Genomic DNA, 13,978 nt, shown 5'->3' on the forward strand with positions numbered 1-13,978 from the left:
TCGCCGTCGGCAACGACCGGGCCAGAGCACGGGGACGGCAGAGCACGGGCGCATAACAAGGTGGACAGAAGGGGTTTTCAGGCAGGTCTACGCGCGTTAATCTGCGGCGAAACCAGCGCCGAAGCTGAACCGACCGATCGGGCGCTGGGCGACCCCGGGGTAGTCCGAGCACGTACCCACGCCGCCAGGCACACACTCTCGCCGAACGGCGTGTGAACGCACTCGCGCCGCCCCGGTCCCGCCAGTACGACAGGAGCACCCACACATGCGCCGGATTTCCCGGATCACGGTCGCAGGCGCAGCGACCGCCTCCCTGGCCCTCGCACTCTCCGCCTGCGGCAGCACCTCGACCTCTGCCGGGTCGTCGGACTCGAAGGGGAACAAGGGCCTCGCCATCGCGTACGACGTCGGCGGCAAGGGCGACCAGTCCTTCAACGACGCCGCGTACGCGGGTCTGGAGAAGGCGCAGAAGGAGTTCGGCTACGAGACGGCCGACGTGGAGCCCACCGAGGGTGAGACCGACGCCGACAAGGAGCAGCGTCTGGTCTCGCTGGCGAAGCAGGGCCACAACCCGGTCATCGGCGTCGGCTACGCGTACGCCTCGGCCGTCAAGGGCGCCGCGGAGAAGTTCCCGGACACCACCTTCGGCATCGTCGACGACGCCACGATCAACTCCAAGAACGTCGCCGACCTGGTCTTCAACGAGGAGCAGGCCTCCTACCTGGCCGGTGTCGCCGCCGCCAAGAGCACCAAGTCGAAGGTCGTCGGTTTCGTCGGCGGCGTGGACATCCCGCTGATCCACAAGTTCCAGGCGGGCTTCGCGCAGGGCGTCAAGGACACCGACCCGAAGGTCAAGGTGCTCTCGCAGTACCTGACGCAGACGGCCGAGGAGGGCGGCTTCGCCAGCCCCGACAAGGGCAAGACGGCCGCCGAGGGCCAGATCGAGAAGAAGGCCGACGTGGTCTACGCGGCCGCCGGTCTGTCCGGTCAGGGCGTGATCGAGGCCGCCGCCGCCAAGAAGGTGTGGGCGATCGGCGTCGACTCCGACCAGTACGAGCAGGCCGCCCTCGCCAAGTACAAGGACTCCATCCTGACCTCGGCGATGAAGGACGTCGCCAAGGCGGTGTACAACCTTGCGAAGTCGGTCGAGGACGGCAAGCCCGAGACCGGTATCGTTCGTGGCGATCTGAAGACCGGCGAGGTGAGCCTCTCGGACTCCAACCCGAAGTTCGCGGACGACGCCGAGCTTCAGGAAGCCATCAAGACGGCCAAGGAGAAGATCATCAGCGGCGAGATCAAGGTCAAGAGCAGCTGACGACTTACTGCCTCGAGCAGGCAGTGACCCCCGGGGGGTCGCGTCCGCTCAACGGGGTGCGGGGAGGCTGTTCCCGCGCCCCGTTGGCGCGGGACGCCGGCCCCTTTGTATGCCGTAGGGGCGCTACGCGCGTAGACGACCCCCGTCCCCAGGAGAGTGCGTTATCAACGCGTCCAGCAGCCCTCCGGCCGGAGCGGCGGTCAACGAATCGGTGACCGCCGTCGAACTCGCCGGGATCACCAAGCGTTTCCCCGGCGTCGTGGCCAACCACGACATCCACCTCAGCGTCCGCAAGGGCACCGTCCACGCCCTCGTCGGCGAGAACGGCGCCGGCAAGTCGACGCTGATGAAGATCCTCTACGGCATGCAGAAGCCGGACGAGGGCACCATCGCCGTCAACGGTGAGCAGGTCGCCTTCTCGTCGCCGGCCGACGCCATCGTCCGCGGCATCGGCATGGTCCACCAGCACTTCATGCTCGCCGACAACCTCACGGTCCTCGAGAACGTGGTGCTCGGCAGCGAGAAGCTCTACGGCATCGGCGCCAAGGCCCGTCGCAAGATCAAGGACCTCTCCGAGCGCTACGGCCTCGGCGTCCAGCCCGACCTCCTGGTCGAGGAGCTCGGCGTCGCCGCCCGCCAGCGCGTGGAGATCCTCAAGGTTCTCTACCGCGGCGCCACCACGCTGATCCTCGACGAGCCCACGGCCGTCCTGGTACCGCAGGAGGTCGACGCCCTCTTCGCCAACCTGCGCGAACTGAAGTCCGAGGGCCTGTCGGTCATCTTCATCTCGCACAAGCTCGGCGAAGTGCTCTCCGTCGCCGACGAGATCACCGTCATCCGCCGCGGCACCACCGTCGGTACGGCCGTCCCCGCCGAGACGACGCCGCGGCAGCTCGCCGAGATGATGGTGGGCAGCGAACTGCCCACGCCCGAGACGGCCGAGTCCACGGTCACCGACCGCCCGGTCATCACCGTCGACAAGCTCCGCCTCGAGACCCCCGGCGGCAAGGCCCTCCTCGACGACATCACCTTCACCATCCACGAGGGCGAGGTCCTCGGCATCGCCGGCGTCGAGGGCAACGGCCAGACCGAACTGGTCGACGCGCTCATCGGCCTCAAGCACGCCGACTCCGGCACGATCACCCTCGCCGCCGAGGAGATCACCGCCTGGCCCACCCGCAGGCGTCGCGAGCAGGGCATCGGCTACATCCCCGAGGACCGGCACCGCCACGGCCTCCTCCTGGAGGCCCCCCTCTGGGAGAACCGCATCCTCGGCCACGTCACCGAGAAGCCCCTCGCCAAGGGCGTCTGGCTGGACCCGAAGGCGGCCCAGGAGGACACCCGGCGCATCGTCGAGGCGTACGACGTGCGTACCCCCGGCATCGACGTCACCGCCGCCTCCCTCTCCGGCGGCAACCAGCAGAAGCTGATCGTCGGCCGCGAGATGAGCCACAAGCCCCGCTTCCTGATCGCCGCGCACCCCACCCGGGGCGTGGACGTCGGTGCCCAGGCCGCCATCTGGGACCTCATCCGCGAGGCCCGCCGCGAGGGCCTCGCCGTGCTGCTGATCTCCGCCGACCTCGACGAGCTGATCGGCCTGTCCGACACCCTGCGCGTGATCTACAACGGCAGGCTCGTCGCGGACGCCGACCCGGCCGGCATCACGCCGGAGGAGCTCGGCTCGGCGATGACCGGCGCCGCGTCCGGCCACCTGGAACACGAAGAGACCCCCGAGACCCGCAAGTCTCCCGAGTCTGGGGAAGACGAGGCCCGCTGATGAAGAAGTTCGACAAGGAGCGCGTGCTCCTCGCGGTGGCCGGACCGGTCATCGCGCTCGCCGTGGCCTTCGTCCTGATCGCGATCGTGCTGGTCGCGTCGGGCAAGAACCCCTTCGAGCCGTTCGCCCTGATGTTTGAGCAGCTCGGCTTCTCGGACATCCAGGTGCTGATCATCAACCAGGCGTCGATGTACTACATCGCGGCGCTCGCGGTGGCCATCGGCTTCCGGATGAACCTGTTCAACATCGGCGTCGACGGCCAGTACCAGCTCGCCGCCATGATGGCCGCCATCGTCGGCGCCCACGCGAACCTGTCGGCCGCCCTCCAGGTCCCGCTGCTGCTCCTGACCGCCGTCCTCACCGGCGCCTTCTGGTCCGGCATCGCCGGTGTCCTCAAGGTCACCCGCGGGGTCAGCGAGGTCGTCGCCACGATCATGCTCAACGCGATCGCCACCTCCGTGATCGCCTACCTGTGGCTGCCGGACGTCTTCGGTGTGAAGGTCGGCAACAACAACACCACGGGCGAGATGCACGAGTCCGGCTGGATCCCCGGCATCGGCATGGGCGCGGCCGGCGAGATCTACGGCCTGGTGCTGCTCGCCGTACTGCTCGGCATCGGCTACTGGGTCGTCCTCAACCGCACCCGCTTCGGCTTCGACCTGCGTGCCTCCGGCGCCTCCTCGACCGCGGCCGCGGCCAGCGGCGTCGACCCCAAGCGCATGGTGCTGACCGCCATGCTGCTCTCCGGCGGCCTCGCGGGCCTGGCCGGTCTGCCGATCCTGCTCGGCGACACCCACACCTACAGCCTGAACTTCCCCACCGGCATCGGCTTCCTGGGCATCGGCATCGCCCTGCTCGGCCGCAACAGCCCGGTCGGCATCGCCTTCGCCGCCCTGCTGTGGGCCTGGCTCGACAAGGCCTCGCCCGAACTGGACTTCCACGGCTACGACAAGGAGATCGCGGTCATCATGCAGGGCCTGATCGTGCTCTCGGTCGTCGTCTCCTACGAGGCCGTCCGCGAATGGGGCCTGCGCCGCCAGCAGCGCCGGGTCGGCGCCGAACTGGCCGCCGGTCACGTCCTGGGCGCCCACAACACCACGAAGGAGGTGGCTGGCCGATGACCACCGTGACCGACCTCAACCAGCCCACGCTGCAGCCCGCGGCGCCGACCGGCCGCCGCCTGTCGTGGCCCGTCCTGCTGCTGATCATCGCCGGCGCCCTGGCGCTGACCTCGATCGTCCGCATCATCACCGGCGCCGACGGCATCACCAACGTCAGCCAGATGTCCACCGCGCTCCAGCTCGCCGTGCCGATCGGCCTCGCCGGTCTCGGCGGCCTGTGGGCCGAGCGCGCGGGCGTCGTCAACATCGGCCTCGAGGGCATGATGATCCTCGGCACCTGGTTCGGCGCCTGGGCCGGATTCCAGTGGGGCCCGTGGACCGGTGTCCTGGTGGGCATCGCGGGCGGCGCGATCGGCGGCCTGCTGCACGCCTTCGTCACCGTCACCTTCAACGTCAACCACATCGTCTCCGGTGTGGCCATCAACATCCTCGCCCTCGGCGCCACCCGCTATCTCGCGCCCCTCGCCTTCGAGGGCCACACCGGCGGCTCCGCCAAGCAGTCCCCGGCGGTGGACTCCCTCGGCAACTTCACGGTGCCGGGGCTGTCCGACGCCCTGCGGGACCTCAACGCCCACGGCTGGTTCCTGATCTCGGACATCGCCGGCCTGCTCGGCGGCCTGGTCACCAACGTCTCCTGGCTGACCCTGATCGCCATCGCGCTGATCCCCGCCACCTGGTGGATCCTGTGGCGCACCGCCTTCGGCCTGCGGCTGCGCTCCTGCGGTGAGAATCCGGTCGCCGCCGAGTCCCTCGGCGTCAACGTCTACAAGTACAAGTACATCGCCGTGATCATCTCCGGTGGTCTGGCCGGCCTCGGCGGTGCCTTCCTGTCCATCGTGGCCAACCCCTTCTACCTGGAGGGCCAGGTCAGCGGCCGCGGCTACATCGGTCTCGCCGCGATGATCTTCGGCAACTGGATGCCCGGCGGACTCGCCATCGGCGCGGGCCTGTTCGGCTACACCGACAGCCTCAACCTGCGCGGCGGCTCGGCCAACGTGCACGCCCTGCTGCTGCTCGGCGCGCTCCTGCTGCTCATCGGCGCCATCTGGCTGGTGGTCCGCAAGAAGTACGTCCACGCCGCGATCACCCTGATCGTCGGCGGCCTGGTCTTCGCCTGGTACGCGACCACCGACGAGGTCCCGAACCAGGTCGTCTCCGCCACGCCGTACGTCATCACCCTGGTGGTGCTCGCCCTGTCCGCGCAGCGCCTGAGGATGCCGAAGGCGAACGGCATGCCGTACCGGAAGGGACAGGGCAAGTGACCGGCAGCGGCCCGGCCGTCGACTGGGAGAAGCTGCGTGCGGTGGCCCGGGACGCCATGTCCCGGGCGTACGCCCCGTACTCCGGCTACCCGGTGGGCGTGGCCGCCCTGGTCGACGACGGCCGGATCATCTCCGGCTGCAACGTCGAGAACGCCTCGTACGGCCTCGGCCTGTGCGCCGAGTGCGGCCTGGTGTCGGAGCTGCAGAACACCGGCGGCGGCCGCCTGACGCACTTCACCTGCGTCGACCGCGACGGCGACGCGCTCGTCCCGTGCGGCCGCTGCCGCCAGCTGCTGCACGAGTTCGGCGGCCCGGACCTGCTGCTGGAGACCCCGGCGGGCATCGTGCCGCTGTCTCAGATGCTGCCCCAGGCCTTCGGCCCCGGCCACCTCAGCAAGTAGTCATTTCCCGTACGGCCCCTCCGAGTCGCTCAGGAGGGGCCGTACGGCTTCTGGAACCCTCGGAAGGAAGCCCAAGCCATGGCCATGGACGCCATCTCCGTCATCCGCACCAAGCGGGACCGCGGCGAGCTCAGCGATGAACAGATCGACTGGGTCATCGACGCGTACACCCGCGGGGAGGTGGCCGACGAGCAGATGTCGGCCCTCGCGATGGCCATCCTGCTCAACGGCATGAACCGCCGTGAGATCGCCCGCTGGACCGCCGCGATGATCGCCTCCGGCGAGCGCATGGACTTCTCGTCCCTGTCCCGCCCGACGGCCGACAAGCACTCCACGGGCGGCGTGGGCGACAAGATCACACTCCCGCTGGCCCCCCTGGTCGCCGCCTGCGGGGCCGCCGTGCCCCAGCTCTCGGGCCGCGGCCTCGGCCACACCGGCGGCACGCTGGACAAGCTGGAGTCCATCCCCGGCTGGCGGGCCCTGCTCTCCAACGAGCAGATGCTGGACGTCCTGGACACCACCGGCGCGGTGATCTGCGCGGCGGGCGACGGCCTGGCCCCCGCGGACAAGAAGCTCTACGCGCTCCGCGACGTCACGGGCACGGTCGAGGCGATCCCCCTGATCGCCTCCTCGATCATGTCCAAGAAGATCGCCGAGGGCACGGGCTCGCTCGTCCTGGACGTCAAGGTCGGCACGGGCGCCTTCATGAAGACCGTCGAGGACGCCCGCGAACTGGCCTCCACCATGGTGGGCCTCGGCACGGACCACGGCGTGAAGACGGTCGCGCTCCTCACGGACATGTCGACCCCGCTCGGCCTCACCGCGGGCAACGCCCTGGAGGTCCGCGAGTCGGTGGAGGTCCTGGCGGGCGGCGGCCCCGCGGACGTCGTGGAACTGACTCTGGCGCTGGCCCGCGAAATGCTCGACGCGGCGGGCATCCGGGACGCCGACCCGGCGAAGGCCCTGGCCGACGGCTCCGCGATGGACGTCTGGCGCCGCATGATCACGGCCCAGGGCGGCGACCCGGACGCGGAGCTGCCGGTGGCCCGCGAGCAGCACGTCATCAAGGCGGCCGCCTCGGGCATCCTGACCCGCCTCGACGCCTACGACATCGGCATCGCCGCCTGGCGCCTCGGCGCGGGCCGCGCCCGCAAGGAGGACCCGGTGCAGGCCGGCGCCGGCGTCGAGATGCATGCCAAGCCGGGCGACACGGTGACCGAGGGCCAGCCCCTCCTCACCCTCCACACGGACACCCCTGAGCGCTTCGAGTACGCCCTGCAGTCGGTGGAGGGCTCGTACGACATCGCCGCGCCGGGGACTGACTTCACGGCGTCGCCGGTGGTGCTGGAACGTATCGCCTGACCAGGGGAATTCCCTTTCGGGGGAACGGGATCGGTGGACCTCCGCCGGTCCCGTTCGGCATGCTGGGATCGGTGACGCACTGATTGGAGAACCGCCATGAGCGCACTCACCGTCGACCACTCGGCTGCCAACGGCCACGAGTGGGACGACCTCGTTCGGATCTGGCAGGAGACGGACGCACCCGAGGGCTGCAAGGTGGAGATCATCGAGGGGATCGTCACCGTGGCACCACCGCCGTCCAATGCCCACAACGACATCGCTGACCTGGTTCAGCGAGTCCTGTACGAGGTCATCCCCAGGCACTGGGGCATCTACCAGACCCTGGGTACGGCGGTCCCGTCTCGTGACGGGCTCTACATCCCCGACCTCGCAGTCGCCCCCAGGCAGGTGCTGCGTGACGAGGGCGGTCACTTCATCCCAGCGGCTGCCGCAGAACTCATTGTCGAGATCACGTCCAAGGGGAATGCGAGCCACGACCGGATCAAGAAAGCCGCCGGTTATGCCCAGGCCGGTGTTCCGCTGTACCTGCTCATCGACGGCTGGGCCCCCGGAGGTCCTGCCATTACGCTCTACGGCGAACCGCGAGGGGACGTCTACCGGGTTCTGGATGAGGGCAAATTCGGAGATCGCATCACGCTGCCCGACCCCTTCGGCCTCGAGCTCGACACCCGCGAGTTCCCCGACAACTGACTCACCCCAGCAACGCCGCCACCACCACAAGCACCGGCACCGCCAGCACCGTCGACAACAGAATCGCCTCCCTCGCCAGCACCTCGCCCACCCGGTAGCTGCTCGCGTACGTGAACAGGTTCTGTGCCGCCGGCAGGGCGGACGTCACCACCACGTCGAGCAGGGAAGCTCCGTGGAGGCCGAAGACGCCCGCTGCCAGGGACCAGGCGATCAGGGGCTGGGCGATGGCCTTGAGGGCGACGGCCAGCAGCACCGGGGCCCGTTCCGCGCCGCGCAGGGGGAGCGTGCTGCCGCGCAGGGAGATGCCGAAGGCCAGCAGAACCGCCGGGACGGACATGTTGCCGATCAGGGTCAGGGGGTCCATCAGCGGGCCCGGGACGTGGAGCCCGGTCGCCGACGCCGCCACCCCGGCGAGGGAGCCCAGCGCAATCGGGTTGCGCAGTGGGGTGAGCAGGCTCTGCCACAGAGGGCGCTTGTTCCCCTCTCCGACGGTCGCCAGGTCCAGGACCGTCAGCGCCACCGGCGTGACAGCGACCAGCTGGAACAGCAGCACCGGCGCGACCAGCGACGCGTCACCCAGGACGTACACGGCGATCGGGATGCCGAGGTTCCCCGAGTTGACGTAGCTGGAGCACAGCGCGCCGATCGTCGTCCGGCCCACACCCCACCCGCGCGCGGCACCCACCGCCACGAAGACCCCCGCCGCCGCTGCCGTGCTCATCGCCGTGACCAGCAGCCGGTCGGAGAAGATCACCGACAGGTCGGCCTGCGCGAGCGTCGTGAAGAGCAGCGCCGGGGACGCCACGTGGAAGGCCAGCTTGGTCAGGACCTCGCGGCCCCCGTCACCCAGGTAGCCCCGGCGGCCGATCAAGTAGCCGACCCCGATGACCACGGCGATGACCGCGAACCCGCTCAGCACCCCCTGCACGAGACCCCCTCACCGGCGAAGAGGACATCGGGCAGCGGGGGAGGGGCAGGTGCATGGGGCATACAGCCAACCCTCCGGGGAAGGCCGTATCCCGGTCAATGTGATCTTGACGGCGCCGACAGGACGGACAGTCGCGATGAGTTACAGCCGCCCGCCCGGTCTACCGATCGTGGACGCCATGACACCCCCCGTACTCGTGCTGCCCGGCCCCGTCACCCGGGACGAGGTGAGAGGGCTGAGCGACGACGTACGGGCACTGCTGCACACCAGCGGTGCCCGGGTCGTGGTGTGCGATGTCGGAGGCCTGGGGCCACCGGGCCTCGCCACCGTCGACCTGCTGGCCAGGCTCCAGCTCGCCGCCCGCAGGGCAGGAGGCCGGATCAGACTCCGCGACCCCGACCCGGCCCTAGGCGCCCTGCTCGACCTGGTCGGTCTCCGCTTCGAGACGGAGGGGCAGGTCGAAGAGCGGGAACCAGCGCTTGGTGTCGAGGAAACAGTGGAACCCGGTGATCCGGCCGTCTGAGATCTCCAGCACCTGGACCGCCCACGGCATGAAGCCGCCGCCCTCCGGGTCGGGCTTGTACTGGGCGAACCCCGGCAGCCCGTTGACCTGGACCGGCACCAGCCGGGAGCCCGCGCAGGGCGCGCCCAGGGTCGTCATGAAGCCGGTGATGTCCTCGGTGCCGGTCAGCCACAGGTCGAACGGCGGCATCGTCATGACCGCGTCCTCGTGCAGCAGCGCCGTCAGCGCGGTCATGTCATAGCCCTCGAAGGCCGCCACATAGCGGTCCAGCAGCTTCTGCTGGTCCTCGTCCAGCGGGTCGGAGACGACCGCGTCGGCGCCCGGCTCCTGCCGCTCGGCCAGGGTGGCCCGGGCCCGCTGGAGGGCGCTGTTGACCGACGCCACCGAGGTGCCCAGCAGCTCGGCGACCTCGCTGGCCTTCCAGGCCAGGACCTCGCGCAGGATCAGCACCGCCCGCTGCTTGGCCGGCAGCTGCTGCAGCGTGGCCATGAAGGCGAGCCGCACGGACTCCTTGGCGACCGCCGCCTCCGCCGGGTCGTCGGTCGTGGGCAGCACACGGGCGTCCGGCATGGGCTCCAGCCAGACGTTGTCCGGTCGGGGGGCGAGGGCCGCCTGGGCGAGCGGGGTGGACTCGGTGAGGTCCATGGGCCGGGCGCGCTTGTTGCCCGCGGTCAGCATGTCCAGGCACACGTTCGTCGCGATGCGGTAGAGCCAGGAGCGGAGGCTGGAGCGGCCCTCGAACTTGTCGTAGCTGCGCCAGGCGCGGACCATCGTGTCCTGCACCGCGTCCTCGGCCTCGAAGGAGGAGCCGAGCATCCGGTAGCAGTACCCGGTCAGCTCCGTCCGGTGTGCCTCCAGCCTGGTGTCCAGGTCCGTCGGTGTCGCCGTGCCGTTCGTCATCGCCCACCCACCCCTGTGGAATTTCTGTCACGCGCCATTGCGCCCAGCACTTCGGAAGCTACCGCAGCCCACTGACAACGGCGCCCCGAGCGCGCGAAAGCGCAGGTGGAAGGGGCCCTTCAGACCAGCTGCTTCACCGACATCAGCAGATGCCGGTGCGTCCCGGCCCGCGCCGTGCCCGCCCCCGCCCCGCCGCCGTCCGGCACGCCGTGCAGCAGCGCCCGCTGCCCCGCCCCCAGCAGCTCCAGCCGTACCCGCGGACTCTCGAAGGACGTCAGCGCGTCCAGCAGATAGCCCGGGTTGAAGGCCACCGGCATCTCGTCGGCGCCGCTCAGCACGGCCGGCAGTCGCTGGACCGCCACGTCGTCCCCGAAGCCCGCGCGCAGCACGACGGACCCCTCGGCCGAGAAGTCCAGCCGCACCGGACTGTTCGCCTCCGCCACCACCGCGACCCGCCGCACGGCCTCCGCGAGCCCTTCGCACTCCACCTCGGCGACCGCCGCCCCCGCCATGTCGAACAGCGACTTGTAGGCCGGCAGCCGCCCGTCCAGGAGCCGCAGCGCCGTCCGCGTCGGCCCGCACTCGAAGCCGATCAGCCCGCCGCCACCGGCCGGATCCCACCCGATGAGCACGTCCCCGCCGCGCACCGGCGACCGCGTGACGTCCAGCAGCCGCCGCGACGGCAGCAAGGCCTCCACCACCCCGTCGGCGGCCCCCACCACCCCGTCGGCCGCCGCCCCCGGCTTCCACTCCAGCCGCCGCACCGCGTAGCGGTAGCGATCCGAGGCGGACAGCGTCATCTCCCCGCCGTCGAGGCGCAGTTGGACGCCCGTCAGCAGCGGCAGCGTGTCGTCGCGTCCGGCGGCGACCGCGACCTGCGCGACGGCGGTCGCGAACGCGGCGGCGTCCACCGTGCCGTACGGCGCGGGCGCCACCGGCAGGGCCGGGTACTCGGCGAGCGGCAGCGTCGAGAGCCCGAAGCGCGTACCGTCCGCCTCCACCGTGAACCGCGACGCCTCCAGCGCACAGCTCACCGGCCCCTCCGGCAGCACCCGGCAGACTTCCAGCAGCCGCCGCCCGAGGACCAGCACCTGCCCCGGCACCGCGATCTCCGCCTCGGCCTCCACCCGTACCGCCGCCTCGAAGTCGAACCCCGTCACGGCGAGCCGTCCCGCGTCCGCCTCCAGCAGCAGTCCGCCGAGCACCGGCACCGGCGTCCGCGCGGGCAGCGCCCGTACCGCCCGGCCCACGGCCTCGGCGAACGCCGTGCGGTCGATGCGGAACTCCATGAAAAATCCCCCCTGCTCGGTCCGGTGGTCAGCAGACGCGGACGTTATCCGCGCCCACTGACAACCGGCCCCGACCAGGGGGAACGCTCCGGAGGTACGGTCAGGCGGCCGTGGTCAGCCGCCGCTGCAGCCGAGCCGCGCGCGTGCCGAACACCGTGATCGTCACGACGCCGAGCACCGCCAGCAGCCCGACCCCGACCGTCCCGGCCCAGCCACCGGCGTGGAAGGCGATCGCGCCGACCGTGCTGCCCGCGCTGGAGCCGATGTAGTAGGCGGACTGGTACAGCGCCGACGCCTGCGCGCGGCCGGTCGTGGCCGTCTTGCTGACCGCCGAGGAGGCCACCGCGTGGCCCGCGAAGAAGCCGCCGGTGATGAGGACCAGGCCCAGCAGGACCAGCGGCAGGGACCCGGCCAGGGACAGCAGCAGGCCCGTGGCCGTCGTGCCGCCCGCCGCGTACAGCGCGCCCCGGCGGCCCATCCGGCCCACCAGCCGGCCCGCCGTCGACGCCGAGACCGTACCGACGAGGTACACCAGGAAGATCGAGCCGATGATGCCCTGGGGCAGCGAGAACGGGGCCTCGGTCAGGCGGTAGCCGATGACCGTGTACACGCCGCCGAACACCGTCATGAACAGGGCGCCGATCGCGTACAGCCGGCACAGCAGCGGGTTGGACAGGTGGTCGCGGACCGTTCGGGCCAGGACGCGCGGCCGCAGCGAGCCGGTCTTGAAGTGCTTCGGGGCGGGCAGCAGCGCCCGGAAGGCCACCGCGCACGCCACGGCGATCGCGCCGATGACACCGACGGCGACCCGCCAGCCCCACTCCTGCGCGACCCAGCCGGTGATGACCCGGCCGCTCATCCCGCCGACGCTGTTGCCCGCGACGAACAGCCCGATCGCGGTGACCAGCGCCTTGGGGCTGACCTCCTCCGCGAGGTAGGCGGTCGCCGACGCGGGCAGCCCGGCCAGGGCCGCGCCCTGGAGCGCCCGCAGCGCGACCAGCACGCCCAGCGACGGGGCGAGGGGCACCAGCAGCCCGATCGTGACGGCCACGGCCAGCGACGCCGTCATGACCGCCCGCCGCCCGAAGCGCTCGGACAGGGCGCTCATCGGCAGTACGAACAGCGCCAGCCCGCCCGTCGCGGCGGCCACCGTCCAGCTCGCGTCGCTCGCCGCCACCCCGAACTCGCCGGAGATCAGCGGGAGCAGCGCCTGGGTGGAGTACAGCAGCGCGAAGGTCGCGACACCCGCGAGGAAGAGGGCGAAACTCATCCGGCGGTAGCCGGGCCCGCCCGGCGACATACGGGAGTCGGAAGCAGGGACAGAGACATCGGCGCCCACGGTGGTGGACGCCCCGGTACTGGCGGGAGACATGCTTCGAAATTACGTACGCCCCCACTGATCCGTCCAATGCATGGAACGGCGATAATCGTTCCCATGGTGCATCAACCCAGTTCACCGGCTCGCCTGTCACCATCCAGTGACACAGAAGACATGGCAGAGATGTCCAAGGTGCTGGCGCCCCGCCTCGCGTACTTCGCCGGCGTCGCCCGCACCGAGCACGTCACCCGCGCCGCCCAGGAGATGAACGTCCCGCAGTCGACCCTCTCCCGTTCCATGGCCCGCTTGGAGCAGGACCTGGGCGTCGACCTCTTCGCCCGCCACGGCCGTACGGTCTCCCTCACCCCGGCCGGCCGTACCTTCCTCACCTCCGTCGAACGCGCCCTGGCCGAGGTCGAGCGTGCCGCCGAGGAGGTGCGGGCCGACGCCGACCCGGCCACCGGCAAGGTCGCCTTCGGCTTCCTGCACACCATGGGCGCCGAGACGGTCCCGGGTCTCCTCCAGGCCTTCCGGGCCGACCATCCCCGCGTCCGCTTCAGCCTGGTCCAGAACTACGGCGAGGCGATGCTCGAACGCCTCCGCGCGGGCGAACTCGACCTGTGCCTGACGTCACCCGTCCCCGACGCCCCCGGCCTGGTGGCCCGCCGCCTCGACGAACAGAAACTCCGGCTGGTCGTCCCGGCCGACCACGCCCTCGCCACCCGCCGCCGCATCCGCCTGGCGGAAGCGGCCGACGAAACCTTCGTCACCCTCGAACCCGGCTACGGCATGCGCCGCATCACCGACGACCTGTGCCAGGAGGCGGGCTTCAAGCCCCGCATCGCCTTCGAGGGAGAGGAGGCGGAAACCCTCCGAGGCCTGGTGGCAGCAGGCCTGGGAGTAGCCCTCCTGCCCCCACCGGCCGTCCCCCGGCCAGGAGTGGTGGAACTGACGGTGACCGCACCACGCGCGGTCCGCGAAATCGGCGTGGCCTGGCTGGAAGGCCACCCGGACACCCCACCGGTAGCAGCCTTCAAAAGGTTCCTGCTCTCCCGAAGGGGCAGTTTGCTGCCGACTTGAGGGGCGCGGGGA

At 70.8% G+C, this 13,978-nt stretch carries 13 protein-coding genes; 9 read left to right on the top strand and 4 right to left on the bottom strand.

Annotated features, from left to right (window positions below):
• Positions 1-265 precede the first annotated feature (265 nt).
• The 7 genes from AC07DF_RS02620 (at position 266) to AC07DF_RS02650 (ending at position 7,928) form a co-directional block, all read left to right on the top strand.
• Positions 266-1,315 (top strand): BMP family lipoprotein, encoded by a 1,050-nt coding sequence (locus tag AC07DF_RS02620; RefSeq protein WP_478966222.1) that lies wholly within the window; start codon positions 266-268, stop codon positions 1,313-1,315.
• Positions 1,316-1,526: 211 nt separating this feature from the next.
• Positions 1,527-3,092: an ABC transporter ATP-binding protein gene (locus tag AC07DF_RS02625; RefSeq protein ID WP_478966224.1), complete on the top strand. Its 1,566-nt coding sequence runs from the start codon at positions 1,527-1,529 to the stop codon at positions 3,090-3,092.
• Positions 3,092-4,213 (top strand): ABC transporter permease, encoded by a 1,122-nt coding sequence (locus AC07DF_RS02630; RefSeq protein ID WP_478966226.1) that lies wholly within the window; start codon positions 3,092-3,094, stop codon positions 4,211-4,213. Before AC07DF_RS02625 ends, AC07DF_RS02630 begins: the two co-directional genes overlap by 1 nt.
• Positions 4,210-5,475, top strand: coding sequence for an ABC transporter permease (locus AC07DF_RS02635; protein WP_478966228.1), 1,266 nt, complete (start codon positions 4,210-4,212; stop codon positions 5,473-5,475). Before AC07DF_RS02630 ends, AC07DF_RS02635 begins: the two co-directional genes overlap by 4 nt.
• Positions 5,472-5,876 carry a cytidine deaminase gene (locus AC07DF_RS02640; RefSeq protein WP_478966230.1) on the top strand — a complete coding sequence of 135 codons (405 nt, stop codon included), beginning with the start codon at positions 5,472-5,474 and terminating at the stop codon, positions 5,874-5,876. Before AC07DF_RS02635 ends, AC07DF_RS02640 begins: the two co-directional genes overlap by 4 nt.
• 84 nt (positions 5,877-5,960) lie before the next feature.
• A complete protein-coding gene (locus AC07DF_RS02645) occupies positions 5,961-7,238 on the top strand; it encodes a thymidine phosphorylase (RefSeq protein ID WP_478967563.1) in 1,278 nt (425 codons plus the stop codon).
• A gap of 96 nt (positions 7,239-7,334) precedes the next feature.
• Positions 7,335-7,928 (top strand): Uma2 family endonuclease, encoded by a 594-nt coding sequence (locus AC07DF_RS02650; protein ID WP_478966232.1) that lies wholly within the window; start codon positions 7,335-7,337, stop codon positions 7,926-7,928.
• A 1-nt stretch (position 7,929) separates the two neighbouring features.
• On the opposite strand, the gene AC07DF_RS02655 is transcribed toward AC07DF_RS02650, so the two are convergent.
• Positions 7,930-8,856, bottom strand: a complete 927-nt coding sequence (locus tag AC07DF_RS02655) for an AEC family transporter (RefSeq protein ID WP_478966234.1) — start codon at positions 8,854-8,856, stop codon at positions 7,930-7,932.
• Positions 8,857-8,992: 136 nt separating this feature from the next.
• Between AC07DF_RS02655 and AC07DF_RS02660 the strand changes: the two genes are divergently transcribed.
• A complete protein-coding gene (locus AC07DF_RS02660; RefSeq protein ID WP_478966236.1) occupies positions 8,993-9,379 on the top strand; it encodes an STAS domain-containing protein in 387 nt (128 codons plus the stop codon).
• Here AC07DF_RS02660 and AC07DF_RS02665 read toward each other — a convergent pair.
• The 3 genes from AC07DF_RS02665 to AC07DF_RS02675 all read right to left on the bottom strand — a co-directional run bounded on the left by AC07DF_RS02665 (position 9,263) and on the right by AC07DF_RS02675 (position 12,940).
• Complete coding sequence (locus AC07DF_RS02665; RefSeq protein ID WP_478966238.1) at positions 9,263-10,279, bottom strand: sigma-70 family RNA polymerase sigma factor; 1,017 nt, start codon at positions 10,277-10,279, stop codon at positions 9,263-9,265. The genes AC07DF_RS02660 and AC07DF_RS02665 overlap by 117 nt on opposite strands.
• Before the next feature lie 119 nt (positions 10,280-10,398).
• Positions 10,399-11,568: a DNA polymerase III subunit beta gene (dnaN, locus tag AC07DF_RS02670; protein WP_478966240.1), complete on the bottom strand. Its 1,170-nt coding sequence runs from the start codon at positions 11,566-11,568 to the stop codon at positions 10,399-10,401.
• A 100-nt stretch (positions 11,569-11,668) separates the two neighbouring features.
• Positions 11,669-12,940 carry an MFS transporter gene (locus AC07DF_RS02675; RefSeq protein ID WP_478966242.1) on the bottom strand — a complete coding sequence of 424 codons (1,272 nt, stop codon included), beginning with the start codon at positions 12,938-12,940 and terminating at the stop codon, positions 11,669-11,671.
• A gap of 63 nt (positions 12,941-13,003) precedes the next feature.
• Between AC07DF_RS02675 and AC07DF_RS02680 the strand changes: the two genes are divergently transcribed.
• Positions 13,004-13,966 (top strand): LysR family transcriptional regulator, encoded by a 963-nt coding sequence (locus tag AC07DF_RS02680; protein WP_478966244.1) that lies wholly within the window; start codon positions 13,004-13,006, stop codon positions 13,964-13,966.
• The last annotated feature ends 12 nt before the right edge of the window (positions 13,967-13,978 follow it).

Source organism: Streptomyces sp. NPDC044719 (assembly GCF_056433405.1).

What these genes read in the sequence shown, in the direction of transcription:
- AC07DF_RS02620 (WP_478966222.1), top strand. Translation starts at nt 266, where the DNA reads ATGCGCCGGATTTCCCGGATCACGGTCGCAGGCGCAGCGACCGCCTCC.
- AC07DF_RS02630 (WP_478966226.1), top strand. Translation starts at nt 3,092, where the DNA reads ATGAAGAAGTTCGACAAGGAGCGCGTGCTCCTCGCGGTGGCCGGACCG.
- AC07DF_RS02635 (WP_478966228.1), top strand. Translation starts at nt 4,210, where the DNA reads ATGACCACCGTGACCGACCTCAACCAGCCCACGCTGCAGCCCGCGGCG.
- AC07DF_RS02645 (WP_478967563.1), top strand. Translation starts at nt 5,961, where the DNA reads ATGGACGCCATCTCCGTCATCCGCACCAAGCGGGACCGCGGCGAGCTC.
- AC07DF_RS02650 (WP_478966232.1), top strand. Translation starts at nt 7,335, where the DNA reads ATGAGCGCACTCACCGTCGACCACTCGGCTGCCAACGGCCACGAGTGG.
- AC07DF_RS02660 (WP_478966236.1), top strand. Translation starts at nt 8,993, where the DNA reads ATGAGTTACAGCCGCCCGCCCGGTCTACCGATCGTGGACGCCATGACA.
- AC07DF_RS02665 (WP_478966238.1), bottom strand. Translation starts at nt 10,279, where the DNA reads ATGACGAACGGCACGGCGACACCGACGGACCTGGACACCAGGCTGGAG.
- dnaN (WP_478966240.1), bottom strand. Translation starts at nt 11,568, where the DNA reads ATGGAGTTCCGCATCGACCGCACGGCGTTCGCCGAGGCCGTGGGCCGG.
- AC07DF_RS02675 (WP_478966242.1), bottom strand. Translation starts at nt 12,940, where the DNA reads ATGTCTCCCGCCAGTACCGGGGCGTCCACCACCGTGGGCGCCGATGTC.
- AC07DF_RS02680 (WP_478966244.1), top strand. Translation starts at nt 13,004, where the DNA reads ATGGTGCATCAACCCAGTTCACCGGCTCGCCTGTCACCATCCAGTGAC.